The following is a 26004-nucleotide window of genomic DNA, read 5'->3' as shown; positions in this document are numbered from 1 at the left end:
GAACACAGGAAACGACATCTGACAGAAGTGCGATAACGTTGGAAAGGAGACCGCGCCATGGCTGAAGACAAGGACATCTTCGAGCTGTATGCGGAAGGCTATGACGGAAAACGCGAAACCGAACTAACCATCCGGGACTATCTTAATCTATGTCGCGATGATCCATCAGCCTACGCATCCGCAGCCGAGAGGATGATCAAGGCAATCGGCGAACCCGAAATGATCGACACCTCGACCGATTCCCGTCTCGGCCGAATTTTCCTGAACCGCACCATCAAACGATATCCGGCCTTTGAAGATTTCTTTGGCATGGAAGAAACCATCGAACGCATCGTTGGCTTCTTCAAATATGCCGCCCAGGGACTGGAAGAACGCAAACAGGTTCTTTATCTGCTGGGCCCGGTTGGCGGCGGTAAAAGTTCGCTTGCCGAACGGTTAAAGGAACTGATGGAGGTCGAGCCGATCTATGTGCTCAAAGCCGGCGATCAGATCAGCCCGGTTTTCGAAAGCCCGCTTGGCCTGTTTAATCCGGCCAAAATGGGCGATGCCATCGAAGACAAATACGGCATCCCCAAACGCCGCCTGACCGGGCTGATGTCGCCATGGGCGGTGAAACGGCTTGATGAATTTAACGGCGATCTTTCCAAATTCTCGGTCGTAAAACTGATCCCGTCGCGCCTGCGCCAGATTGCGATTGCCAAAACCGAACCGGGCGATGAAAACAATCAGGACATTTCGTCACTGGTCGGCAAGGTCGACATCCGCAAACTTGAATATTACAGCCAGAACGATCCGGACGCATACAGCTATTCCGGCGGCCTTAACCGCGCCAATCAGGGACTTCTTGAATTTGTCGAAATGTTCAAGGCCCCGATCAAGATGCTCCATCCGTTGCTGACGGCAACGCAGGAAAGCAACTATATCGGCACCGAAAACCTTGGTGCGATCCCGTTCCAGGGCCTTATTCTGGCGCACTCGAACGAGGCGGAATGGCAAACCTTCAAGGCCAACAAGAATAACGAGGCCTTTATCGACCGTATCAGCGTGATCAAGGTTCCCTATTGCCTGCGGGTGACAGAAGAAACCCTGATTTACGACAAACTGTTGCAGGGATCCGAACTGGAACAGGGGTCCTGCGCGCCTGGTACGCTTAAGATGCTGGCACAGTTTTCGGTTCTCTCGCGCCTTGAAGAACACGAAAATTCAAACCTGTATTCCAAGATGCGCGTCTATGACGGCGAAACATTGAAGGATGTCGACCCCAAAGCAAAATCGATGCAGGAATATCGCGATACCGCCAGTGTCGACGAAGGCATGGACGGCATTTCAACCCGTTTCGCCTTCAAGGTTCTTTCGGAAACCTTCAACCATGACACCCACGAGGTCGCGGCCGATCCGGTCCATCTGATGTATGTGCTCGAACAGGCGATCCGGCGTGAACAATACCCCGAAGAACGCGAAAAGGATTACATGGATTTCATCAAATCCGAACTGGCCCCGCGTTATGCGGAGTTCATCGGGGCGGAAATCCAGAAGGCCTATCTCGAAAGCTATTCCGATTACGGCCAGAACCTGTTTGACCGTTATGTTGCCTATGCCGATGCCTGGATCGAGGATCAGGACTTCAAGGACCCCGATACCGGTCAGTTGCTGGATCGCAAGATCATCGATCAGGAACTGTCCAAAATCGAAAAACCCGCGGGCATCGCCAATCCGAAGGATTTCCGCAACGAGGTCGTCAAGTTTGCCCTACGCGCACGCGCCAATAACAAGGGCAAGAACCCGGCATGGACGTCCTATGAAAAACTGCGCGAAGTCATCGAAAAACGCATGTTCAGCCAGGTCGAAGACCTGCTGCCGGTGATTTCATTCGGATCGAAAAAAGACAGCGACACCGAGAAGAAACACAACGAGTTCGTCAAACGCATGATTGATCGAAGCTATACCGAACGTCAGACACGCCGTCTGGTCGAATGGTACATGCGTGTCAATAAGGCCGGTTAAGCCCAAGCTGCGGCTTTGCCGACCCGCACCGGGCGGTTTGTCCCCTTGTCCGCCCGGTGCACCGAGCTCCCGGTCGACGGTTTTCCAACGATCCGTCGGCCGGGGTTCTCGAAACGATACGTGCGCAAGCAAGGATGTAACTGCCCATGCTTTATATCGTCGACCGCCGCAAGAACCCGAAAGGCAAAAGTCTTGGCAACCGGCAGCGCTTTATGCGGCGCGCAAAGGCACAGATCAAAAAGGCGGTAGAAGACACCATTCGCACGCGTGGCATCACCGATATCAATAGCGGCGATTCCATCACCATTCCGGGCAAGACCCTGCATGAACCGGGTTTTCATCACGCACGCCGCGGCGGGGATCGCAATTATGTGCTGCCCGGCAATAAAAAGTTTGTCCCCGGCGACCGGATTGCCCGTCCGCAAGGTGGCGATGGCGGTGCAGGCGGATCACAGGCCAGCCCCGATGGCGACGGTGAAGACGAATTTCAGTTCACCCTGTCGCGTGACGAGTTCCTTGATATCTTTTTCGAAGATCTGGAACTGCCCGACCTTTTGAAAAAAAGCCTGAAACAGACCACCGCCTTTCGCACGGCGCGCGCGGGTTTTTCATCGGACGGAACCCCCGCCAACCTTAGCCTTGTGCGCACCATGCGCAATTCTCTGGCGCGCCGGATTGGCCTGCGCCGCCCGAAAACCGCCGAAATCCGCGACCTTGAAGAAAAAATCGCCGCCCTTCAGGCCAAGGCCGAAAAACGCCCGTCCAGCAAACTGACCAAGCCCGATGAGGATACCCTTCACGGGCTTCTGGCCGATCTTGAAGAAGCCAAGCGCCGCATGAAGGCGATCCCGTTCATTGATCCCATCGACACGCGATACAACCAGTTTCAGCAAATCCCCGATCCGAACACGCAGGCCGTCATGTTCTGCTTGATGGATGTGTCGGGATCGATGTCCGAACAGATGAAGGAACTGGCGAAACGGTTCTTCATGCTGCTGCATCTGTTTTTGCATCGCCGCTACGAACATGTCGATGTGGTGTTTATCCGCCATACATCGCGCGCCGCCGAAGTCGACGAGGAAACGTTCTTCTATTCACGCGAAACCGGCGGCACCATCGTTTCGACCGCGCTGGAAGAAATGAAACGGGTGATGAAGGATCGTTACCCGACCGATCAATGGAACATCTATGCCGCACAGGCATCGGACGGCGACAATTATTCCAACGACGGGGCGAAATGCACGGCCTTGCTGGCCGAGGACCTTTTGCCGAAATGCCAGTATTACGCCTATATCGAAATCACCGACGAGCGCGAGGCCGAGATTTTCTCCTCCGCCGAAGGTGAAACCGCGCTTTGGAAGGCCTATGCCCCGGTTGCCCGCGCCAATGCGCGATTTGCCCTTAAACGGGTGACCAAGGCCGCCGATATCTTCCCGGTATTCCGGGAACTGTTTGCCAAAAATCGCGCCGAAAAACTAAGCGGGGTCAAAGGATGAGCAAAAAGACCGAACCAGCCACCGCCCCCGAATTGCTGTTTTCCGGAGCCGACTGGGATTTCAACACCCTGAAAGCCACCTACGACGCGATCGAGGATATCGCGATCAACGACTTGAAACTGGATGTCTATCCCAATCAGGTCGAGGTGATCACGTCCGAGCAGATGCTGGATGCCTATTCATCCATCGGCATGCCGTTGATGTATCATCATTGGTCGTTCGGCAAACGGTTCGTGCGTGACGATGTGATGTATCGCAAGGGATATCAGGGTCTGGCATACGAGATCGTGATCAATTCCAACCCCTGCATTTCCTATGTGATGGAAGAAAACACCATCGTCATGCAGGCATTGGTGATCGCCCATGCGGCCTTTGGCCATAACCATTTCTTCAAGAACAATTACCTGTTCAAGCAATGGACCGACGCCGAAGGCATTCTCGATTATCTGCAATTTGCCAAACGCTATATCGCCAAATGCGAGGACCGGTTTGGCTTTGATGCGGTCGAACGGGTTCTTGATGCAGCACATGCCCTGATGGAACAGGGGGTAAACCGGTATTCCCACCCGGAAAAGCCCAATCTGGCGGCAGAACTGGAACGTGAACGCGAACGCGCCAAATACGAGGACGAAACCTATAACGATCTGTGGCGGACCTTGCCGCAGGCGGAAAAGGACGACGAAGACCTTGATGAAATGCGTCGCAAGATGCGGGTCGAGGAACGCCGGGCCCAGTTCGGATTACCCGAAGAAAACCTGCTGTATTTCCTGGAGAAAAACGCCCCGACCCTGCAAGCCTGGGAGCGCGAGATTTTGCGGATCGTGCGCAATATCGGGCAGTATTTCTATCCGCAGAAACAGACCAAAATGATGAATGAAGGCTGTGCGTGTTATGTCCATTACGCGATCATGAACAGCCTGTATGACAAGGGCCTGATTTCCGAAGGCGCTATGATGGAATTCATCGATTACCATTCACGCGTGGTGTTTCAGGCGGAATATGATGATCCGCGCTATTCCGGGTTCAACCCCTATGCGCTTGGCTTTGCCATGATGCAGGACATTCACCGCATCTGTGTCGACCCGACCGAGGAAGACCGCAAATGGTTCCCCGATATTGCGGGCAATAACGCGCCGGTCGAAACGCTAAAAGAAGCATGGGCGCATTACCGCGATGAAAGTTTCATCCTGCAATTCCTGTCGCCCAAACTGATGCGCGACATGCGGATGTTTCTGATCGACGATCTAAGCTCCAGCCCGCATCTGGAAGTGGCCGCCATCCACGATGATAACGGATACCGCAAGGTGCGCCGCGCCTTGGCACGCATGCATGACATTTCGGTACGCGAACCCGACATGCAGGTGGTTGATGTTGATCTGCGCGGTAACCGGCAACTATACATCCAGCACACCGAACATGACGGCATCCGGCTTGAAAAGTCCGAAGCGGAAATGACACTGGGCTATATCGGGCAATTATGGGGATATGGCGTGACCTTGCAGGCGGTTGACAATGAAACCGGTGAAATCCTGCATGAAATGAACTTCACGCCCGAAGACCTTGCCGACACCTGATATTGGCATTGCGGCAGTTTAGCCGCCCCAGAATCCGATCCGTTTCGTTGAAATACGGCGGAACCGGATTTGCCTTTTTGCGCGCCAAAGAAAACCTGAAGCTGTATCAGACCGCAAACTTATCCCTCTAAAACCGTGACTTCAGCACGGCCACACCCAAAGATTGTGCCTTATCAGCAGATACAATCAACATATTCGCAAGCTACTTAATTAATAATGGAAATCAGTTGCATCATTTTAATGCAACTGCATATTACTTGCGATATTAATTCGAACCGTGTCCGATGCGGTTTCGAATTCCCGGTTCATGACACAAGATGGAAAATCGATCCGATGGCGTCCCGCCTGGCAGCCCGCATTGCACATGCCCTTGTTCTGCTGCTTGCCGTTTCGGTTGCGGGTTTTATGCTGCTGCGATTGATGCCCGGCGATTTTGCCGAAGTTCTGTTAATGGCGCAGATGGATGGCACCCTGCCCGATGCCTCGCAGGTTGCACGATTTGCCGATAGTCATGGTCTGAACGATCCGTTGCCGATGCAGTATTTGCGCTGGCTTGGCGGATTGATGCAGGGCGATCTCGGTCTTTCGCTTGTGACCCGTGAACCGATTATCACCGACATTCTTTTGCGGATTGAACAATCGCTGATCCTTGCGATCTGTGCGCTGGCGGTTGCCCTGTTTCTTGCGGTGCCAATCGGCATCTTGTGTGCGGTTTATCCCGACAGCAAGATTGACCGGGTTGCCGGAATCATCAGCGTGATCGGCATGTCGATCCCGAATTTCTGGTACTCGCTGCTGCTTGCCCTGCTGTTTTCGCTTGCACTTGGCTGGTTGCCGACCGGCGGGCACGGTACATGGCAACATGCCATTTTGCCGACCCTCGTGATTGCAACATCGATCACTGGCGTTCTGTCACGGTTCGTGCGCAGCAGTCTTCTGGAAGAATTGTCAAAACCCTATATCCGTACCGCACGCGCCAAGGGCGGGCGACGCAGACGCGTCATTCTGCATCATGCCATTCCCAATATCGTGCCGGGTCTTCTGACATTTTCCGGGCTGCAATTTGCCCGGATTTTTGATGGCATGATCATCGTCGAAACGCTGTTTGCATGGCCGGGGATCGGGCGGTATCTGGTGGAATCACTGCTTAATCGTGATTATCCGGCGATACAGGCCTGTTTCCTTCTGATTGCCGCATCCTACATTCTGGTCAATCTGATCGTCGATATCACCATATCGGTTTACGATCCCCGCACGCGCGAGATCGTCTAGATGCTGGCGCGATCCTTTGTTCCCAAATCCATCGCCCACGAAAAGCTGACCGCCCTTCTTGGCCGAAATGGCAATATGTATGCGACCGTCGTCGTCTCGGTAATGGTGGCGATCCTGATCCTGCCGTTTTTTGCGCCGCATGATCCCTATCAGGCGCAATTCCTGTTTCGGTTGCAGCCGCCAAGTCTGGATTATCCGCTGGGCACGGATGCGATGGGGCGCTGCGTGTTTTCGCGATTGCTTTATGGCGCACGGCTTACCACCGCCTCGGCGATTGTTGTGGTGATTGCATCATCCCTGTTTGGCAGTCTGCTTGGCACGGTTGCCGCAATGATCGGCGGAACGCCAGACCGTATCCTGATGCGGTTCTGCGAGGGTATTTCGGTTTTCCCGGCATTGGCGATTTGCATGATCATTGCCGGGGTGCTGGGGCTTGGACTTAACGCCGTTATCATCGCCCTGATCGCCATTCACTGGACCGACTATGCCCGGATCGTTCGCAATGCGGTGATTGTTGAACGGGCCAAGCCCTATGTCATGGCCGCCGAGGCGCTTGGCGCGCCACGCCACCGGATCGCCAGACGCCATATCCTGCCCAATATCGTCGGACCGCTTTTGACCCTTGGTGCCTATTCCATGTCCTGGGTGATCCTGTCCTTCGCGGGGCTCAGTTTCCTTGGACTGGGTGTGGAACCGGGCACGCCGGAATGGGGCCTGATGATTGCAGAATCCCGCAACTACCTTCGCGATTATCCGCGGCTGGTTCTGGCACCTGGCCTGACCATTGCCGGTTTTGTCGTTGCCGTAAACCTGCTTGGAGACGCGCTTGGCGATCGTTTCCGGCTCAGTCAGATCAACTATCTTCACTAGAAGGATCACTATGACGATATTCAGGAAGGCCCTTTGCACTTTTGCCTTTGCAACATTGGCAATCGGCACCATCGCAGCCGCCCCGCAGAAAGCAGCCGCAACCGAACAGGATACGCTGGTTGTCGGCACGATGTGGGAAGCACTGCCGCTGGCGATGCAGCCGCGCCGGTCGCGCTTTTTCAATGAAAGCGAGATCCTTGATACGCTGGTCAAACTTGACTATGACCTGAATACCGTTCCCGGTCTTGCGACATCGTGGGAACGCATTTCACCGACGGTCTGGCATTTCAACCTGCGTGAAAATGTCGTCTTCCATGACGGGACAAAACTTGATGCCGGGGCGGTCAAATTCTCGCTCGAACGGGTGATTGCGCTTCTGCCCTATGCTGCCGACCTTTTGAACATCAAACAGATGTCGGCCACCGCACCGCTGGTTCTGGAGATCGAGACGAACGAACCGTTTGCCGCACTTCCCAACCAGTTGACCGACGCGATCACCGGCATTTATGCCAAGGCATCGTTCAATGATGCAGGTGAATTCGTCAAACCGGTCGGTACCGGCCCGTGGAAATTCGAGGAATACCGCAAACAGGACCGCACCATTGTGACCCGGTTTGATGGGTATTGGGGTGAAAAACCGGCCCTTTCGAAAGTCGAATACCGGTTCATCCCCGATCATAATTCGCGCACGCTGGCCCTTGAGGCGGGCGAGGTTGATTTCATCGACAATATGCTGCCATCCGATGTGGCACGCCTGTCACGCGATGAAAATTTCAAGGTCTATTCCAAACCGATTGCCGGGCTTTATTACGGCGCGTTCAATGCCGGGGACAAAAGCCCGCTTTCGGATGTGCGCATTCGTCAGGCGGTCAATGCGCTGGTGGATCGCGACCTGATCGTCAAGGGTGCCCTTGACGGGATTGGCGAACCGGCGTGGGAGTTTTTTGGCCCGCAATTTGATTGGGCGCCCAAGGCCGATGCGCCCTTCAAGCTCGACACCGATTTGGCGACGTCGCTTCTGAACGATGCCGGATATCAACAGAATGAAGGCAAATGGGAAAAGGATGGCAAGCCTCTTACGCTGCGTATCCTCAGCTATTCCAGCCGGACAGAAATGCCCGCGATTACCGAGGCACTCGCCGCCCTTCTGAACCAGAACGGCATCGCCACCGATGTGCAGATGTATACCTGGGAAGGAATGCTTGATCTGGTCAAGCGCGGTGAATACGACATCTCGGTCGTGTTCTGGACCCCGGAAATGACCGGCCACCCGGACCTGCACCTTAAATCGCAGTTCCATTCGAAGGCCGGGCTGAATTACCAGTTCTGGAACAATGCCGGATTTGACGAGGCCGTCGATACCGGCCGGACCCTTTCGCCCGGTGCGGAAAAGGACGAAGCCTATCGCAAGGCGATGAATATCCTGCATGACGATGCACCGATCATTCCGCTGGTGCACAAGGTTTCGGTCGGCGCGTCGGCCAAGGATGTTGAAGGTTATCGCATCCATCCGTCCGGCTTCTTCTATGACTTCAAGAGTGTGTCGAAAGACTGATGGTCTTCCCGTCCCCGGCACTTTCGCCGGGGACGGGATTTTACCCGCTTTTCTTGCAGGAAACAGCCATGGGACTTTGCCTGTTTATCAATCCGATCAAGGGGGCCGGGGATGATTTGCCCGATGTGGGTGATCATGCGCCCGACATCGCACAGATCGATCATTACGACCTGAGCGATATCGATCTTTCGCCCTATGCCGCCCTGATGTTGCCCGCCCATCTTGATCAGCGGTTTTTCGGGACGCTGACGACCAAGATCGAGGGGTTCCTTGCCGACGGCGGGACACTTGTATTCAACGGGCATGTCGCATGGCCAATGTTGCCGGAATTCCAGACCTTTGTTCCGCTTGAAAACCAGTCGCTTGAAAACCTGATCATTCATCGCCTTGCCGATCACCCGGTTTTCGAAGGTGTGGATACGCATCATCTGACATTCCGGCGCGGTGTGGCGGGGTTTTATGCCCGCGGTTACAACCCGCCGCCCAAGGGCGCGATTGCCCTGCACGGGGTTGGCCCGGACCGGCTGCCGTGCGACTGGATTTATCATCGTCCCGAAGGCGGCCGCATCCTGATGCATGCAGGCAATGATTTATGGATGTATGCCGGATCAGAGGACAGCACCGCACGGATCGTGCCGCAGCTTTGCCAGTGGGCCGGTAGCGGCGATAGAGGACAGGAAGCTGTATCATGACCCATAGGATCGCAGCCCTTGATAGCGGGACCTATTACCACCACAGAACGCTTTATGAACCGCGCTATCGCGACTTTTTCGATGGTGTGATCTATACCCGCGAACTCGGCGATACGGTGCTTGAGGATTATGACACGCTGATTGTGTCATGCCGTACCGATCCGTCCGTGTTGCGGCCGCATCGTGAAAAATTCAGGCAGTTCCTTGAAAGCGGCAGAACACTTGTCATCATGGGATCGACCGGACCGGCGGAATGGATTTCGGGGATCGAATGGCATTTCACCCCGACCAATTTCTGGTGGTGGAAAGAAGGCGGCAGCCTTGGCCTTCACGTAACCGCGCCCGATCATCCATTGTTTGATCACATCACGCTGGCCGATGCGACATGGCATCATCACGGACATCTTATCGTGCCTGATGGTGCGGTATCGCTGATCGATGTCGGTGATCTGGGATCGGTTCTTTATGACGACACGGTCACCACGCCGGGCCGGATGATCGTCACCACGCTGGACCCGATGTATCATCACGGCAGCCATTTCATGCCCGCGACCACACGATTTCTCGATGGCTTCCTGCCATGGCTAAAGGGCATGAAGCCGTCCTCGACAAGACGCCCGTAACATTAACGATACATAATATTCAGAGGACGTCTCTTTAACATCGCAAAGCGCGCCCAATATACATCGTAGGCTGAGCCTCACGTGATCTTTATATGGGCGAATGTTTTGAAAATCCTGCGTTTTGCATTTTGGGTCGTTTGTGTTTGCTTTTTGCTCCAGGAAACCGCACAGGCCGATACCAGAACCATCAAAATGGCCTTCCCAGAAGGTCTGAAGAAATTTTTTGCCTATGAATTCGGCGTCATCGAAATGGCGCTGGACCTGTCGGGCACTGATTACGTTATGGATATCGAGGAATTAAAAGGCGCGACACAGTCACGCATCAGCGAAATGCTGTTGGCCGGTGATATCGATGTGATGTTTGCCGGTTACAGTGCGGAGCGTGAAAGCAGATTTCGCCAGGTCAATATTCCCATCACCCGCGGCATTCTGGGGCACCGTGTTTTCATGGTCAAAAAGGACCGGGCCGTGGCGCTTAGGAATGTCGAAACCCTGGACGAATTGCGCCAGTTCTGCATCGGGGTGGGGTCCGACTGGCCCGATGGCGACATCATGGAAGATAACGGTTTCTGTGTTGAACGCGGCCCGCGCAGCAACCTTTGGGAAATGCTGGAAAACAGGCGGTTTGATGCTTTAACCCGTGCCGTTCACGAAGCCTATCGGGAATTGCCCGCAATCCAGGCGCAATATCCGGATGTGGTTCTGAATGACACCGTCATGCTGGTTTATCCGTTCGACTTTTTCATCTATGTGAACAGGAAAAACAGCGCCCTGTGGCAAACCATTACCGACGGCCTTCTTGAAGCGTATCGAACCGGTGCCTTCATGGAACATTTTCACAATGCCCCGGCGATTGCACGCGCCCTTGATGCCCTGAAAACAGAACGGCGGCACGTTTTCAACATCGAAAATACCATCATGAGTGAGACGACAAAAAACATCGATGACCGTTTCTGGCTAAACGTTTCTGATTTGCATACCGATCGCGAGACCGGCACCCCGGATCTGAAATGTCCTCCCTGCCGGATGTAACATCCCGGCAGGATATTTTAACCGGCCCGAAAAGATGGAACCGCCTTCGATGCGGATTGTTTCTTGCCGGTTCAGATCGCATATGGCATCCGCATCATTACCATTCCCCAACATTTGTTCTGCAATGAAATCGGCAAAAATGCGCCTTCAACTACGGATGCGGATTTTTCGTTACGAATACGAAACTCACTTATTTTGATCAATAGAAAACATCTATTAGGATCAAATCGCCCCCGCCGGATCAGGAATGTAATTATCGCTTGACGAAACGTTATGATATAACATAACAAACATATCCTCACCGATTACCCCATCCCTGTTACCAACCGGATTGATATCATGCCCCTCTCAAGCCTTCGCAGCACCCTGCTTGCCCTGCCGTTGCTTGCCCTGCCGTTTACGGTACAGGCGGCAGAAAATCCGTCGGTCGTTGTTTCGATCAAACCGATCCACGGTATTGCCAGTGCGATCATGGCAGGCGTTGGCAAACCGGCACTACTGATTGATGGGGCGTCCTCGCCGCATGCCTATTCGCTACGCCCCAGCGAAGCCCGCTCGCTTCAGGAAGCCGATCTGGTGATTTATGTCTCCCACGGTCTTGAGGGCTTCCTGAAAAAGCCGCTGGCGACCCTGTCGGGCAGTGCCCATCAGCTTGAACTGGCTGATATTGATGGTCTGGCCGTCCGGGCAATGCGCGAAGGTGGTGCATGGGAATCGCACGACCATGATCACGAAGGTCATGATCACGCAGACCATGAAGACGAACATCATGACGAACATGGTCATGACGAACACGGTCATGACGAACACGGTCATGATGAACACGCCCATGCCGAAGAACACGATCACGATCATGATCACGATCAAGCCCATGAGGGTGAAGAAGGTCACCATCATGACGAAGAAGGTGCCGACCCTCACATCTGGCTTGATCCGGCCAACGGGGCGGCCATCGCAACAGCAATTGCCACCGAACTTGGTGAAATCGACCCGGCCCATGCAGGCACCTATCAGGACAATCTGAAAAAGTTCCTTGCCAGCCTTGATGCACTTGGGAATGATCTGGAAACCCAACTCGCACCGGTTCGCGAAAAGCCGTTCGTCGTTTTCCATGATGCCTATCAGTATCTCGAAGCGGGATTTGGCCTGAACGCGGTTGGTTCGATTACGGTTTCACCGGAACAGAAGCCCGGAGCAAAGCGCCTGCATGAGATCGAAGACAAAATCCGCAACAGCAATGCTGTCTGCGTCTTTGCCGAACCGCAATTCCGCCCGGCCATCGTCGAGGCCGTGGTTGCCGATACGGGCGCGCATATCGGAACGCTTGACCCGCTGGGTGCGGATATTCCGGCAGGACCGGATGCCTATCAGAACATCCTGCGCCAGAATGTGGGCGCACTGGTTGACTGCCTGTCGCAGTCCTAAAAACCTTGCCGCCGGTATGCTCGCATCCGTCCTTTGGGCCGGATCGGGCATGCCCGCATCGGCCCATCCGCATGTCTGGATCGATGCCGATGCGCAGATGGTTTTTGAAGACGACAAAATCACCGCAATCCGGCTGCATTGGGTGTTTGATGATCTGTTCAGCCTGACCCTGATCGACCAGTTCGACAAAAATCACGATTTGCGATTCTTTGACGCAGAAAACACCGATGTTCACGACAATGCCTTTGCATTGCTTTCCGAAGTTTCCTGGCTCACTCACCTGCGCCGAAACGAGGAAATCGTGACATTTAGCGGCGCAACGGACTTCAAGGCCGATATCACCGATGACCGCCGGGTAAGTTACGATTTCACCCTGACGCTTAAAGAACCGCTTGACCCGATAAAAGATGCGATTGCCCTGTCGGTCTATGATGCGGAATTCTATATTGATGTTGCCTTCACCCAGGTCGATCCGATCCTGTTTCGCGGCAACCGCCATCTCAAATGCCACTATGAAATGAGCGAAGATGAAAAGAACCGCATCTATTTTGATCTGGTTTCGCCAATACGCGCCGACCTTGCCTGCGAAAAACAGGTTGCGGATGCCAGCACTAATCATGGCCTTTCTGCTGGCGATTTCGTTTCTGCCGAGTAATCAGGCGTTTGCGCAGGCCAGCAACCTTCTGGGCCGTGGCACAGGCAGCGAACAGGCCCCGAATCCCCCCGATCAGACGCCACAGAATGATGGCGAAAGCCTGATCAGCCTGCCCGGCTGGCTATCGGACATTGTCGGTCAGGTGGTGGTGATCCAGACGCAGCTTAACCGGCAGATGACCGCAACATTGCGCGTCGCCAAAACCGGCGATGCGTGGTGGCCCGCATTGACCATCATTGCCCTTTCATTCGCCTATGGCGTGTTTCATGCCGCGGGGCCGGGCCACGGCAAGATGGTCACCACGACCTATTTCCTGTCACGCGATGCCGGCTGGAAACAGGGTGTCGCCATGGGCAGCCTGATTGCAGCCGTTCAGGCGGTGACCGCCATCGTCCTTGTCGGGTCGCTGACCGTGATCCTTAATCTCGGCCCGGCGGCGGTTACGCAAAACGGACTGGTACTGGAAGCCATATCCTATGCCCTGATTGCCGGGCTGGGCGGATTGATGTGTATCCGCATCTTGCAGGGACGTGATGATTGTTGTGATCATGGCGGGCATGATCATCACCATCATGATCACACCCATCATCATCATCATCATCATCATGATCATGCACACCATCATCACGATCATGACCACAACCACGCCCTCACCAAATCCCGCTGGCAGATGATCGCAAGCGGGATTGTGGTTGGCCTGCGCCCCTGCACCGGATCGATACTGGTGCTGCTGTTTACGCTGGCCAACGGGTTGTTCCTGATCGGGGTTGCATCGGCCTTTGCCATGGCTCTCGGGGTGGCGCTGACCATCAGCCTGATCGGGTTGGCGGCCATCGGCATTCGCACCGGCACCCAGCATCTTTTCACTGTGTCGGAAAGCACTTCGGGCTGGCTTCGTCGTGGGGTTGGCCTGGCGGGGGCGGCGTTGATTACGCTCTTTGGCCTGTTGCTTTTGCTTTCGGCCGCGCGGCAGCTTGGCTGGCTGTAAAAGGTAACGGCCCGCAAGCAACCTCGCGGGCCGTTTGATTTAAAGGGTGACCCAATTATTCCGCGGTCACGACCTTCATCACCAGTTTGCCATCCGGCTTGATTGGGCCGTCTTCCTTGGCACCCAGCGTATATTCGAAATAGCCGGTTTTCATGCCGCCCTGTTCGGAATGGATCATCAGCATCAGCATCTCACCGGATTTGACCGGTTCCTGCAAAATGGCGGTAACGTCCATATTCTCGCCCTTTTTAAGCGGCGCATAACCGACAACCGGGCCCGGCTTCATTGCGGAATCGGTGCGATGCACCACCAGCCAGCCATTTTCACCGGCCATGATTTTCGACGCACTGACCGTTCCGCCCGAAACATCCTGATCCATCGCCTCGACCATCGGCCCCATGGCGTGGGCCGCCGCCGGAATGGCGACGCTCAGGGCACCGGCCATCAAAGCCCCACCGAAAATACCGACCATTTTCTTGGTCACCAGCATGTGAAGTCTCCTTGTCTGTTAAACCGGGACGGGCTGTTTGCTGCCGTCCGCTCGTGTCGCGCTGTGTTGCGCGCATCGAAGCTACGCAGACCAGACAGGCCGGGTTTCAGACCGGGAAACTTTTTTTTGAAATCAGTGTTCGACCGGGATCAGACGGCCATGAATGGCAGGCCCCGTCGGACGCCCGGTTGGCGAACCGCCCTCGGGTTCCAGACTGATGCCAAAGGTCGCATCGCGCAGCAGGGCCGGATCAAATTCCCCCAGTGACCGGGTCGTCGGCGCGGATGCGCTTTCAAGCAAGCCCAGCGATTTTGGGGCCGGACCCAACTGATCGGATGCGATCCATAGCTGATAGGTCTTGCCTTCGGGCAATGTTGCCGAAACCGGGCGGATGATCACCGCCCGGGTCTCCAGATCAATGCTCATGACAAAGGCGGGCTGGGTATCGTCACGGTGAAACACGGCGACAAATTGCCGATCCGAAACCGGGGCGGCAAAATCCGATACCAGCACCGCCACCATCAGGCTTGCCGCCAGTGCGCCGGTGGCAAATGTCCCGATCCGCCACCGGGCAAGCTTGCGTTTCAGCAGATCGATCTCAACAATATTATCCGCCTGCACACGCGACCTCTCGATCCGGGCCCCTTCAATACGGGCACGAATGGCCGGAAACAGATCACGCGACGGCATTTCATCGCGGTAATGCGCGTTTAACGGCGACAGGCGTTTTTCCCAATCGGCAATCGCCGCATTCAGGTCATCCTCATTTGTCCGCCGTTCATCGACAATGCGGCGCATGTCGGGATCAAGCGTTCCCAACACATATTCCGCCGCCAGCATGTCGATATCTTCCCGGTCGGTCATGATCCGAGGCATTCCTTCAACTGTTTCAGGCTGCGATGCAGCCATGTCTTGATCGTGCCGACCGGCTGGGCAAACCGTTCTGCCAGTTCGGCGCGCGAAAATCCGTCCAGATAGGCCAACCTGACCATTGTGCGACGCTCATCATCGAGCCCGCCAAGGCAGATTTCAAGCTGGCGCAGGTCATCATTGCGTTCGACATCATCGGCAACCGACAGATCATCATGATCGGCCAGTTGGTCGATATCGAAATCATCCACCACCACCTCATGACGCTTGTCACGACGCAGCGCATCAATCGCCCGATTCCGCGCAATCGTTGCCATCCAGGTGATGATTGATGCACGCCCGGGTTCAAAATCCCCGGCACGTTCCCAGACCCGCACATAGATTTCCTGCAGGATATCCTCGCTTTGGGCCCGGTTCTTCAAGATACGCAGGACAATGCCGAAAAGTTTCGCCGATGTCGCATGATAAAGCTGTCCGAAGGCGTCCATGTCGCCATCGGCTGCACGCGCCAGAAGCTGTTCCAGATCCCGGGTTGATGTCCCCATGCCATCCGCCAATTGACGTCCGCCGCCACCCTGCGGCGAACCGGTGTATCATTTTTTCGGGATGCTTGATCCCGAGCCATCAATTGATACGTGCGGATTGGCAAGCTTGATCAGTTTTCCGGTCACAAACAGCTGTATCATTCAGCATTTATACCGGTCGGGGATGGCTTCGGTTGCCTTGATCAGGGCATCCATCACCATCCGCACCGCCGGAGAGCGGCGAATATCGGGATGCACGACCAGCCAGACCGGCTTGCTGAGTTCATTGGTCACGTCATCGGTGACAAGTTCCAGCCTGTCATCCTCGTCCGCCAGATAACGCGGCAGAAGGCCGAGCCCGTATCCCGCCGCAACAAAGGCCAGCACGGTCTGGGTATCGTCGGATTTAACCCGCATCGGCAATTGGCGGTTAAGCTGTTCCCATACCCAGCCCTGCTGATAATCGCCAAAGCTATTGCGCCCGTCGGCACAAAATTCCCAATCCTTTTCCGGCACAGTGGCAGTGTAACCGCGCACCGCGTAAACCGCATATCTTATATCGGTCAGCTTGCGCGCAATCAGCCCGCTTTGATCCGGGGTTGCCATGCGCACCGCCACGTCGGCCTCGCGCCGCGCCAGATTGGCAATCACGCTGGAACCAAGGATTTCATATTCCAGATCGCGCTGGTCTTTCAGAAGTTCGGCAAGGCGCGGCGCAAACAATATCCGCCCCGCGACTGGCGGCACGGCAATGCGTACCACACCATGCGCGGTTTCATCGCCACGCGCCTGACGTTCAAAGGCAAGAACATCTTCCTCGATCTTTGTCGCAACCGGCACAAGATTTTCTCCGGCATCGGTCAATGACCATCCCGTTCCCAGCCGGTCAAACAGCCGCGCCCCGACATCCTTTTCAAGGGCCTCGATCCGCCTTGCGACCGTGGTGTGATCCTTGCCGAGCTTTCGGGCAGCACCGGAAAGCGTGCCTTCGCCTGCCAATACGACGAAATATCGCAGATCGTTCCAGTTCATGATGCCTCATCCAGATTGCGCAAATTTGCACAATCATAGCGCATTTTATCGGAATTACATGAGATTTATGCGCATGTCATGATCACGCCATATCAAACGAAGCCCCAAACAAGGAGATTTCGACATGGCTGTCTCCCATCATATCGAATGCGATACCAATGTCCGGCTGAACCGCCCCTCGCGCCCCTCTCGCCCCACCGTGTCGCACATTGTGACAACTGCGATTGATGCCCTGCTGGCCGCTTATAAACGCCATCAAAGCCGCGCGGCACTTCATCGGCTATCAGATCATCAACTGTGCGATATCGGGCTGAAACGCAGCGAAAGCGGGTATGTATCCCGCGACAATTATTAAAAGATTCAAGGCGGTGCCTGATCAGGGTTCCTGACCCTTTCATTCTTGCAATCGACACGCTTTGATATGCCTCCCTTAGAGCACGTCGCATTTAATCTGTATCATTTTGTTTGTTTTTGGCGAACCGTTTGGCAAGGCACAGCGTGCAGAGCGATGCGGCGCATCGGTCAAACGGTGTAACGCCGCGAAACGTCGCCAAAAACAAACCCTTCGGGCCGTGACAGTCTTCCGCCCCACTGCGTCAGGATCCTTGACCGTAGCCCCGCTACGCTCTGCGGATCTTTCCTTGTGCGACAGAAGACTGTCTTCGGCAAAATGGTGCAGATTAAATGCGACGTGCTCTACGCAGCAAAAGAGATCCCGCGCAGATACACAGCACGGGGTCTCTTTTTGTTTTTCAGACCTGAAATTCTGCCGAAATGCTGTCGGCGGCCTTGATCAGGGCATCCATGACAAGCCGCACACCGGGGGACCGGCGCATATCGGGATGCACCACCAGCCACGCGGTTTCGCGGCTTTCGCCCGCCGTATCGGCCCGGATCAGTTCAAGCCGGTCGTCGCCATCGGCAAGGTAGCGCGGCAACACCCCGACCCCATGCCCGGCCGCGATGAATTGCCGCACCGATTCCGTATCATCGGCTCGAAACCGGCAGGGCAATTCCCGCCCCATGATATTACGCACCCATTCCTTTTTGGCCGCCCCATAGGACGTGTCCTCGTACCCGCAGAATTCCCAATCCTGTTCGGGGACGCGGTCACGATATCCACGTGCGGCATAAAGACCGACCCCCAGTTCGACCAGCTTGCGCGTAATCAGACCCGGTTCGCGCGGGGTAATCATGCGCACCGCCAGATCGGCTTCCCGCCGGGCCAGATTGACCACGTTGGACGCACCGATAATTTCAAATTCCAGCCCCTTATGCGCGGTCAGCAATTGCGCCAGACGCGGCGCAAACAAAACCCGCCCCGCGACCGGGGGCACGGATATCCGCACCACACCGTGGGCGGCTTCATCGCCCCTGGCCTGCCGTTCAAAGCCAAGCGCCTCTGCCTCGACCCGTTCGGCCACCGGCACAAGGTTCTGCCCCGCAGCCGTAAGTTGCCAGCCGCGCGGCAGACGATCAAACAGCTTGGTCCCCACCGCCTCTTCAAGCGCCTCGATCCGGCGTGCCACAGTCGTGTGTTCCTTGCGCAACCGTCGCGCAGCCCCGGAAAGACTGCCTTCTTCGGCAAGGATCAGGAAATAACGCAAATCGTTCCAGTTCATGTACTTGACCAGTCCTTATGATCGGGCCTCGGCAGTTCCGGTTATTTTTGCACATTAAATCTGCAAAACAACCAAATTCCCGTTTTATTTTGCATATGAGAGGATCAGGTCATCAACAGAACACGACCTTTTGGAAAATCAGGAGGACATCATGGCCTATCAGCCCCCGACCAAAGCACAGAACTTCGACATCCGCACCGACCCCATCGCCAATCGCGTCCCGTTTGGCCGTCTGATCAACAAGATCGCAAGCTATTCCCTCGACGCCCGCAAACGCAAAAACGAACGCGAGGTGATGGCGCATCTCAGTGACGATCAGCTTCGCGATGTCGGCCTGCAACGCACATTTGACGGCAACCAGTGGCGCGTCACGCGCATTGTCTGACAACCGCCCCTCGCCGCCACCAGCAAACAAAAGGGAGCCCACACCGGGCTCCCGAACCGCTGACACAGCCCTCCCGACCGTCAAGGCCCTCCCAAGTAGATCGTCATTCCCGCGAACGCGGGAATCCAGTCTCTTTCAGCGGGGCATGGATTCCGGGTCTGCGCTCCGCTTCGCCCGGAATGACGGCTTTGATCAATCGCTAGGCCAATCCAGCCAACCAACCCCGCTGCCCCCGGCATTGCCAAACGCCACCGACCGGACGGACCACGCCCCAGACGGCCCCCGCTGCCCCGAACAAACACCCGACGCTCTCGGTTGACGCCGCAAACGCACCTCACCCCAAAGGGCAACGGCGTTGTCGCATGGCAGGCACACAAATCCCGCCATCGATGACCAACCTTTCGGCACCTCCGAACGCACCACCAGCCCGCTGGCAACCGATCCTGCCAGCCGCTCCCCGCCAGCCACTCCCGGCAACCCGGCCGCCGATCCCGTGCCGATCCAATCCGGGCGCAATTCGGGCCCGCTGATTCTCGGCATTGTCACGCTTCACCGACCGGACTGACCCCGGACTGAACCGGACCGAACCAACTTGGCTCCGGCTATCCCTGCCCCGAACAAACGCCCTTGCCCTAAGGACACATCTCTCCCGTCATGATAAACACCCGTTTTTCGCAAATTTCCCGCGGCCTCACGGCCCGGACACACCACCCCCATAATGACTTTTCCATGCGCCATTGACGTCACTTTGGCGATACCGCCCCCGCCATGTCGTCGCGTCAGATCGCTGCCCTGTCATCGGCTCATTCCTGTTTTTGCCGCCCGAAACGCAAAAAACCCGCAAAAGCGAATCACGCTTTGCGGGTTTTGTCTCCGGACCCATTTGTCCTGTTGACTTTATCTTTATGACACAACCAAAAGAACAAATCAAGAACTTTTTTCAAAGAAACGGAAAAAGTTCCCAGTCAAAGCTCAGTACAGCGAGAAGACCATATTTATCAATGCCTTGGGCATGATCATCCTATTCCCCCGCCAAAGCCTTCATCGCAAAAGGAGCCCGAACCGGGCTCCTTTTGTGGTCGTTTATCCCGGCCAATCAGCCGCGCAATTCGGCAACCTTGTCAGTGGCTTCCTGTGCCAGGCGGGTGATGGTGGCCCAGTCACCGGCCTTGACCGCGTCCTTGGGAGCGACCCATGAACCACCCACGGTGATGATGTTTGGCAGGGCCAGATAATCACCAAGGTTTGCCAATGACACACCGCCCGTCGGACAGAATTTGACCTGCGGCAGCGGGCCGGAAAGGGCTTTGAGCATCGAAACACCGCCCTGCTGTTCGGCGGGGAAGAATTTCAGCATGTCGTAGCCATGTTCAAGCAGATACATGATCTCTGACGGGGTTCCGGCCCCCGGAAGCAACGGCACGCCGGTATCCTTGGCCGCCTTCAGAAGGCTTTTGGTATGGCCGGGCGACACGGCAAAGGCACAGCCGATTTTTGCCATGCGTTCCATTTGCTTGGCATTGATCACGGTGCCTGCACCGGTAATCGCATCTGGCACTTCGGCGATGATGCGTTTGATGCTTTCTTCGGCTGCGGCACTGCGCAGGGTGATTTCAAGCACCGGCAAACCACCGGCCACCAGCGCCTTTGCAAGCGGAACGGCATCATTGGCGTCTTCGATCACCAGAACCGGTACGACCGGGGCCTTGGACAGAATTTCGCGTGACGAAAGGCTCATTGGGTATCCTCCAGTTTATCGGTCAGGCCGTCAAAATTTTGGCACAACCGATCAGGGCCGGGTATTTCGCCGTCATCAGGCGCACCGGCACATCATTCATCAAATCATGGAAACGGCCCTTGGCGATCATACGATCCTTAAGGCCGCTTTGTTTCATAAAGTCGGCAATCCGCGGACCAATGCCGCCGCCGATAAACACACCATCAAACGCGCCAAGCGTCAGGACCAGATCACCGGCCACCCCGCCCATGAACAGACAGAACCGATCGAGCACCTTAAGGCAAAGCGGATCGTTTTTCTGCATGGCATTTTCAACGATTTCCGCCGCACTAAGCGGTGTGACGTCGATCCCGTCAATGGCAGCAAGCGCACGATAAAGGTTTTCAAGCCCCATCCCCGACAGGATACGTTCGGCCGACACACGGCCCAGTTCAGCACTCAGGAATTTGACGATTTCATAATCAAGATCATCAACGGCGGGTAGCGACACATGGCCGCCTTCGCCCTGAATCGGGATCCAGTGATCGTCATGGCGCAGAAGCCCCGAAACGCCAAGCCCGGTCCCCGCCCCGATCACCGCCAATGGCAATCCCGGGCGGCCCGGACCATCAAACAGCGTAATCAGGTCTTCGTCGCCAAGATAAGGCACAGACATCGCAAGACCGGTAAAGTCATTGACCACCACCAGACGATCAAGACCAAATTCAGCCTTCAGCGCGTCCTTGGAAAATACCCACGGGTTATTGGTGAATTTGATGATGTCTGCGGATGCCGGGCACGCCACGGCAACCGCAAATTCATTCAGATCCGCACAATCGGTTTTCACCATGAAATCGTGCATGGCATCGCCGATGGTCGCATAATCGCGGACCGGCAATGTCATCGGTGATTGCGGATCGCCATTTTCGTCAATCCAGGCAAAGCGGGCGTTGGTACCGCCGATATCACCAACCAGCCGCATTATGCTACCTCGACCTCGGCAGCCCCCGGAAGCACCGCACTGGCCCCCATTTCGGCTAGTCCGACATGTTCGCGGAACACACCAAACAATTCACGACCGAAACCGGTCTGATGTTCGGCCTTGTTATCAAAGGTCGCAAAGTCGCGCTTGGCCAGTTCGGCCTCGGTCACGTTCAGGATCAGCTCGCCGGTTTCGGCATCCAGACGCACGATATCGCCGTCTTTGACCTTGGCGATCGGACCATTCATCATGGCTTCGGGGGTGACATGGATTGCCGCCGGGACCTTGCCCGACGCACCCGACATGCGGCCATCGGTGACAAGGGCGACCTTGTAACCAAGGTCCTGCAACACGCCAAGCGGCGGGGTCAGTTTGTGCAATTCGGGCATCCCATTGGCCTTCGCCCCCTGGAAACGGACAACGCAGACAACGTCGCGATGCAGTTTGCCGTCCTTGAACGCCTGCATCATTTCTTCCTGCGAGGTAAAGACCGCCGCCGGGGCTTCGATCACGCGGTTTTCGGGTTTTACCGCCGATACCTTGATCACAGAACGGCCAAGGTTCCCCGACAGCATGCGAAGACCGCCATCGGTGCTAAACGCCTTTTCGGTCGGGCGCAGGATTTCCTCGTCATGGCTGGTGGCCGGGGCGTCACGCCACGACAATTTGCCATCGTCCAGATACGGCTCGGTGCCATAGGCCGCCATGCCGCCGGTATGGATGGTCTGAAGATCGGGATGCAGAAGACCGTTTTTCAGAAGATCGCTGATCACAAAGCCCATGCCGCCCGCGGCATGGAAGTGATTCACATCGGCCTGCCCGTTCGGATAAACGCGGCACAGCAACGGCACAAGTTTCGACAATTCATCGAAATCTTCCCAACGAAGTTCGATACCCGCCGCACGCGCCATCGCCGGCAGATGCAGGGTGTGGTTGGTCGACCCACCGGTCGCAAGCAAACCGATAATGCCGTTCACAAATGCCTTTTCATCGAGAATTTTGCCAACCGGACGGTAATCATTGCCAAGCTTGGTGATCTGAAGCGCACGACGGGCGGCTTCTTCGGTCAGGGCATCACGCAGATCGGTGTTTGGATTAACAAACGCCGCACCGGGCAAATGCAGGCCCATGATTTCCATCAGCATCTGGTTGGAGTTCGCCGTACCATAGAAGGTACAGGTCCCCGGGCTGTGATAGGACGCGGTTTCCGCTTCGAGCAGCTCCTTGCGACCGACCTTGCCCTGTGCGTAAAGCTGACGGATGCGGGCCTTTTCATTGTTCGGCAAACCGGACGGCATCGGACCGGCTGGCACAAACACCGCCGGGATGTGACCATAGGCAAGTGCACCCATCACCAGACCCGGTACGATTTTATCGCAGACACCAAGATAAAGGGCCGCATCGAACACATCATGCGACAGCGATACCGCCGTCGACATCGCGATCACATCGCGCGAAAACAGCGACAGCTCCATCCCCGGACGGCCTTGCGTCACGCCATCGCACATGGCGGGCACGCCACCGGCAACCTGTGCGGTTGCCCCGGCTTCGAACACGGCCTTTTTGATGCGGTCGGGATAGACGCCCAATGGCTGATGGGCCGACAGCATATCGTTATAGGATGTCACGATGCCCAGATTGGCACCTTCGTCACCATTGATGCGTTCCTTGTCCGCCGCACTGCAGCCCGCAGACGCATGGGCAAGGTTGCCGCATGACAGGGAGGAGCGATGCGGGCGGTCTGACGCGGCGGCTTCAATGCGTTCCAGATAGGCCTCGCGGGTCGGCTTGGAACGTTCGATGATGCGTTTGGTAATCTGTTCTAATTCACGTTTCATGGGGTTCAGCCTTTCGGGTTCTCGGCGCTCCACCACAGATCGACGGGGATGTCAGTCTGCTGCAAGATTGCGCGAACCGGCATTTCTTCGATCTCGGTGCCGTTTTTCGCGGTTTCAAAGGTCGACCATTTGGATTGTCCGGTAATATGGATGCCAATATACCGGGCATTAAGGATGGCGGGCAAAGTCATGCTGATGCGCGGGACCGGGGATACGGTCGGGCGCGCGGCAGCAACCAGTTCGCCATGGGCGGGATAAAGTCCCTTTTGCAGGGCATCAGGCGCGGATGACGGGAACAGGGATGCCGTGTGGCCATCATCCCCCATGCCCAGATACACGATATCAAGCGGCCAGTTCAGATCGGTGCGAAGGCGGCTTGAAACCGTTGAAATTGCGTCTTCGGGATTGGCATCGCCGGTTTTCAGCGACACAAAACGCGCATGCTGTGCTTCGTTGATCAGGAAATGATCGCGAACCAGCTTTTCGTTTGACTGATCATCATCCAGTCCCACCCAGCGATCATCACCAAGGGTCACGGTGACTTTCGACCAGTCGAGTTTGACGGTCGAGAGTTTTTCAAAAAGCGGTTTGGGAAAACGTCCACCGGCCACCGCCATGCTGGCATGGCCGCGGGTGGCAATGGCGAATTCAAGGCGTTCCACGGTTTCCTTGACCATGGCCGCAAGCATGTCATCGCCGCTTTGGAAAATGCGTTCGTTTGTCATGTCTTCGTCCAGAAAATTGGGAACCGGTTCATCGTCACGCAAGGCCGCCCCACCAAAAGGCAAGGCGACCCGCATGTCATCAGAACCCGGCTTCTTCGTTCCAGGTCCGGCCGTCACGCTCGATCAGCGCAATGGCCGCCGAAGGCCCCCACGTGCCGGAGGTATACCCCTTGGGCGTGATGTGATTGCTTTGCCATGCTTCCTGAATGGCATCGACCCACTGCCAGGCAATGTCCTGCTCGTCACGGCGAACAAACAGCGTGTTATTGCCATCAATCGCATCGAGCAAAAGACGCTCGTAAGCATCCGGGCTTCGACCACCGAACGCCTCGGCAAAGGACAGGTTAAGCGCCGTCGGACGCAGGCGCACAAGCCCCGGCCCCGGATTCTTGGTATTCAGAACCAGATGAATGCCGTCATCAGGCTGCAAACGCAGAACAAGGCGGTTGGCCTGATAATTGGTCATGGATTTTGCCAGCGGGAAAATCTGGTGCGGTACATCGCGGAACTGGATGACAATTTCCGAATGACGTTTCGGCAAGCGTTTACCCGTCCGCAGATAGAACGGCACCCCGGCCCAGCGCCAGTTATTCAGTTCGGCCCGGATGGCAACGAATGTCTCGGTGGTGCTGTCGATATTGGCACCTTCTTCTTCAAGATAGCCCGGGACTTCCTTGCCGCCAACGGCACCATTGCGGTACTGGCCGCGCACGGTGGCACTGTCGATATTGGAATCGTTGATCGGTTTCAGCGCCTTGAGCACCTTGACCTTTTCATCGCGCACCGCGTCCTGATCCAGAACATGCGGGGCTTCCATCGCGACAAGGCAGAGTAGCTGCAACATATGGTTCTGAACCATGTCGCGCATCGCACCGGCATCGTCATAATAGGACCAGCGCCCTTCGACGCCGACTTCTTCGCCAACCGTGATCTGCACATGATCGATATGCGCGCTGTTCCACAGCGGTTCGAACATGGCATTGGCAAAGCGCAGGATCAAAAGGTTCTGCACCGTTTCCTTGCCAAGATAATGGTCGATACGGAAAATCTGGTGTTCTTCGAAGACTTCACCGATCTGGCCGTTGATTTCACGGCAGCTTTCAAGATCGTGGCCCAGCGGCTTTTCAAGCACAACACGCGAATTGGGCGTTACCAGACCGGCTTTCTTGAGGTTAAAGGCCATATCGGCAAACAGCGACGGGCTGGTCGAGAAATAATAGACGCGGTCGCGATCCGGCTGATCGGAAAGCTTTTCATGCAGGATTTTAAACCCGGCCTCATCCCCCGCGGATACCTGAACATAGGCGATGCGTGCGGCAAATTTTTTCCAGACCTTGGCGTCAAATTCGCCTTTGGGAATGTATTTTTTTCCGGCTTCTTCCAGCTTGGCGCGGAATTCTTCATCGGAATGTTCGCTGCGCGAGGCGCCGAAAATACGGGTGGTATCGTCAAAACGCCCGGTACGTTCCATTTCGTAAAGTGCGGGGAAAAGTTTGCGTAACGCCAAATCTCCGGTCCCACCGAAAATCACGATATCAGCGATACGATGCTTCAGCCGTTGGCGCTGCGTCGTCGTTTGTGTCATCTTGCCCTAAGCCTTCCAAGCGAACTGCTTTGCTCTCACTCGTTTCCT

25 protein-coding genes are annotated in these 26004 nt (G+C 55.9%); 14 read left to right on the top strand and 11 right to left on the bottom strand.

Annotated elements, in window-relative coordinates; translation table 11 throughout:
* Window positions 1-57: 57 nt before the first annotated feature.
* The 12 genes from IT971_RS05620 to IT971_RS05565 all read left to right on the top strand — a co-directional run bounded on the left by IT971_RS05620 (window position 58) and on the right by IT971_RS05565 (window position 14186).
* Window positions 58-2004 carry a PrkA family serine protein kinase gene (locus IT971_RS05620; protein WP_007092241.1) on the top strand — a complete coding sequence of 649 codons (1947 nt, stop codon included), beginning with the start codon at window positions 58-60 and terminating at the stop codon, window positions 2002-2004.
* A gap of 146 nt (window positions 2005-2150) precedes the next feature.
* Window positions 2151-3500: a YeaH/YhbH family protein gene (locus IT971_RS05615; protein WP_063096180.1), complete on the top strand. Its 1350-nt coding sequence runs from the start codon at window positions 2151-2153 to the stop codon at window positions 3498-3500.
* Entirely contained in the window at window positions 3497-5074 is a 1578-nt protein-coding gene (locus IT971_RS05610; RefSeq protein WP_063096182.1) for a SpoVR family protein, read from the top strand. The genes IT971_RS05615 and IT971_RS05610 overlap by 4 nt, the downstream gene beginning before the upstream one ends.
* A gap of 333 nt (window positions 5075-5407) precedes the next feature.
* On the top strand, window positions 5408-6346 hold the full coding sequence (locus IT971_RS05605; protein WP_040060629.1) for an ABC transporter permease: 939 nt from the start codon (window positions 5408-5410) through the stop codon (window positions 6344-6346).
* Complete coding sequence (locus IT971_RS05600; protein ID WP_063096184.1) at window positions 6347-7216, top strand: ABC transporter permease; 870 nt, start codon at window positions 6347-6349, stop codon at window positions 7214-7216.
* Window positions 7217-7226: 10 nt separating this feature from the next.
* Window positions 7227-8771 carry an ABC transporter substrate-binding protein gene (locus tag IT971_RS05595; protein WP_063096186.1) on the top strand — a complete coding sequence of 515 codons (1545 nt, stop codon included), beginning with the start codon at window positions 7227-7229 and terminating at the stop codon, window positions 8769-8771.
* Complete coding sequence (locus IT971_RS05590) at window positions 8771-9463, top strand: hypothetical protein (protein ID WP_082822669.1); 693 nt, start codon at window positions 8771-8773, stop codon at window positions 9461-9463. The genes IT971_RS05595 and IT971_RS05590 overlap by 1 nt, the downstream gene beginning before the upstream one ends.
* The gene (locus IT971_RS05585) at window positions 9460-10086 is read left to right on the top strand and encodes a hypothetical protein (protein WP_007092248.1); all 627 of its coding nucleotides are present in this window, start codon (window positions 9460-9462) and stop codon (window positions 10084-10086) included. The genes IT971_RS05590 and IT971_RS05585 overlap by 4 nt, the downstream gene beginning before the upstream one ends.
* Before the next feature lie 192 nt (window positions 10087-10278).
* Window positions 10279-11118, top strand: coding sequence for a hypothetical protein (locus IT971_RS05580; protein WP_223305033.1), 840 nt, complete (start codon window positions 10279-10281; stop codon window positions 11116-11118).
* Between the two features lie 339 nt (window positions 11119-11457).
* Window positions 11458-12543, top strand: a complete 1086-nt coding sequence (locus tag IT971_RS05575) for a zinc ABC transporter substrate-binding protein (protein ID WP_063096188.1) — start codon at window positions 11458-11460, stop codon at window positions 12541-12543.
* A complete protein-coding gene (locus IT971_RS05570) occupies window positions 12521-13198 on the top strand; it encodes a DUF1007 family protein (RefSeq protein ID WP_223305032.1) in 678 nt (225 codons plus the stop codon). The genes IT971_RS05575 and IT971_RS05570 overlap by 23 nt, the downstream gene beginning before the upstream one ends.
* Window positions 13146-14186, top strand: a complete 1041-nt coding sequence (locus tag IT971_RS05565) for a nickel/cobalt transporter (protein ID WP_230729514.1) — start codon at window positions 13146-13148, stop codon at window positions 14184-14186. The genes IT971_RS05570 and IT971_RS05565 overlap by 53 nt, the downstream gene beginning before the upstream one ends.
* Before the next feature lie 55 nt (window positions 14187-14241).
* On the opposite strand, the gene IT971_RS05560 is transcribed toward IT971_RS05565, so the two are convergent.
* The 4 genes from IT971_RS05560 to IT971_RS05545 all read right to left on the bottom strand — a co-directional run bounded on the left by IT971_RS05560 (window position 14242) and on the right by IT971_RS05545 (window position 17102).
* Window positions 14242-14676, bottom strand: coding sequence for a hypothetical protein (locus IT971_RS05560; RefSeq protein WP_110252810.1), 435 nt, complete (start codon window positions 14674-14676; stop codon window positions 14242-14244).
* Window positions 14677-14808: 132 nt separating this feature from the next.
* A complete protein-coding gene (locus tag IT971_RS05555) occupies window positions 14809-15540 on the bottom strand; it encodes an anti-sigma factor domain-containing protein (RefSeq protein WP_063096192.1) in 732 nt (243 codons plus the stop codon).
* On the bottom strand, window positions 15537-16091 hold the full coding sequence (locus IT971_RS05550) for a sigma-70 family RNA polymerase sigma factor (protein WP_063096194.1): 555 nt from the start codon (window positions 16089-16091) through the stop codon (window positions 15537-15539). The genes IT971_RS05555 and IT971_RS05550 overlap by 4 nt, the downstream gene beginning before the upstream one ends.
* 141 nt (window positions 16092-16232) lie before the next feature.
* On the bottom strand, window positions 16233-17102 hold the full coding sequence (locus IT971_RS05545) for a LysR family transcriptional regulator (RefSeq protein ID WP_037992418.1): 870 nt from the start codon (window positions 17100-17102) through the stop codon (window positions 16233-16235).
* Between the two features lie 124 nt (window positions 17103-17226).
* Between IT971_RS05545 and IT971_RS05540 the strand changes: the two genes are divergently transcribed.
* Window positions 17227-17457 (top strand): DUF1127 domain-containing protein, encoded by a 231-nt coding sequence (locus tag IT971_RS05540; RefSeq protein WP_037992417.1) that lies wholly within the window; start codon window positions 17227-17229, stop codon window positions 17455-17457.
* Window positions 17458-17854: 397 nt separating this feature from the next.
* Here the strand turns inward: IT971_RS05540 and IT971_RS05535 are convergent, their stop codons facing one another.
* Entirely contained in the window at window positions 17855-18724 is an 870-nt protein-coding gene (locus tag IT971_RS05535; RefSeq protein WP_037992416.1) for a LysR family transcriptional regulator, read from the bottom strand.
* Window positions 18725-18875: 151 nt separating this feature from the next.
* On the opposite strand from IT971_RS05535, the gene IT971_RS05530 reads away from it, so the two are divergent.
* A complete protein-coding gene (locus tag IT971_RS05530) occupies window positions 18876-19109 on the top strand; it encodes a hypothetical protein (RefSeq protein ID WP_037992414.1) in 234 nt (77 codons plus the stop codon).
* A 192-nt stretch (window positions 19110-19301) separates the two neighbouring features.
* On the opposite strand, the gene IT971_RS05525 is transcribed toward IT971_RS05530, so the two are convergent.
* From IT971_RS05525 to zwf, 6 genes are all read right to left on the bottom strand, one after another.
* On the bottom strand, window positions 19302-19649 hold the full coding sequence (locus tag IT971_RS05525) for a hypothetical protein (protein WP_065701927.1): 348 nt from the start codon (window positions 19647-19649) through the stop codon (window positions 19302-19304).
* Window positions 19650-20205: 556 nt separating this feature from the next.
* Window positions 20206-20847, bottom strand: coding sequence for a bifunctional 4-hydroxy-2-oxoglutarate aldolase/2-dehydro-3-deoxy-phosphogluconate aldolase (locus tag IT971_RS05520; protein ID WP_007090845.1), 642 nt, complete (start codon window positions 20845-20847; stop codon window positions 20206-20208).
* Between the two features lie 22 nt (window positions 20848-20869).
* The gene (glk, locus tag IT971_RS05515) at window positions 20870-21808 is read right to left on the bottom strand and encodes a glucokinase (protein WP_063093469.1); all 939 of its coding nucleotides are present in this window, start codon (window positions 21806-21808) and stop codon (window positions 20870-20872) included.
* Entirely contained in the window at window positions 21808-23646 is a 1839-nt protein-coding gene (gene edd, locus IT971_RS05510; RefSeq protein WP_063093470.1) for a phosphogluconate dehydratase, read from the bottom strand. Before edd ends, glk begins: the two co-directional genes overlap by 1 nt.
* Window positions 23647-23651: 5 nt before the next feature.
* Window positions 23652-24446: a 6-phosphogluconolactonase gene (gene pgl / locus IT971_RS05505; protein ID WP_063093471.1), complete on the bottom strand. Its 795-nt coding sequence runs from the start codon at window positions 24444-24446 to the stop codon at window positions 23652-23654.
* A 4-nt stretch (window positions 24447-24450) separates the two neighbouring features.
* Complete coding sequence (gene zwf, locus IT971_RS05500) at window positions 24451-25956, bottom strand: glucose-6-phosphate dehydrogenase (RefSeq protein ID WP_007090841.1); 1506 nt, start codon at window positions 25954-25956, stop codon at window positions 24451-24453.
* Window positions 25957-26004 lie beyond the last annotated feature (48 nt).

The organism is Thalassospira sp. B30-1 (assembly GCF_015767575.1).
In the GTDB taxonomy this organism is placed as follows: domain Bacteria; phylum Pseudomonadota; class Alphaproteobacteria; order Rhodospirillales; family Thalassospiraceae; genus Thalassospira; species Thalassospira xiamenensis.
This window is presented reverse-complemented; position numbering and strand designations above follow the sequence as displayed.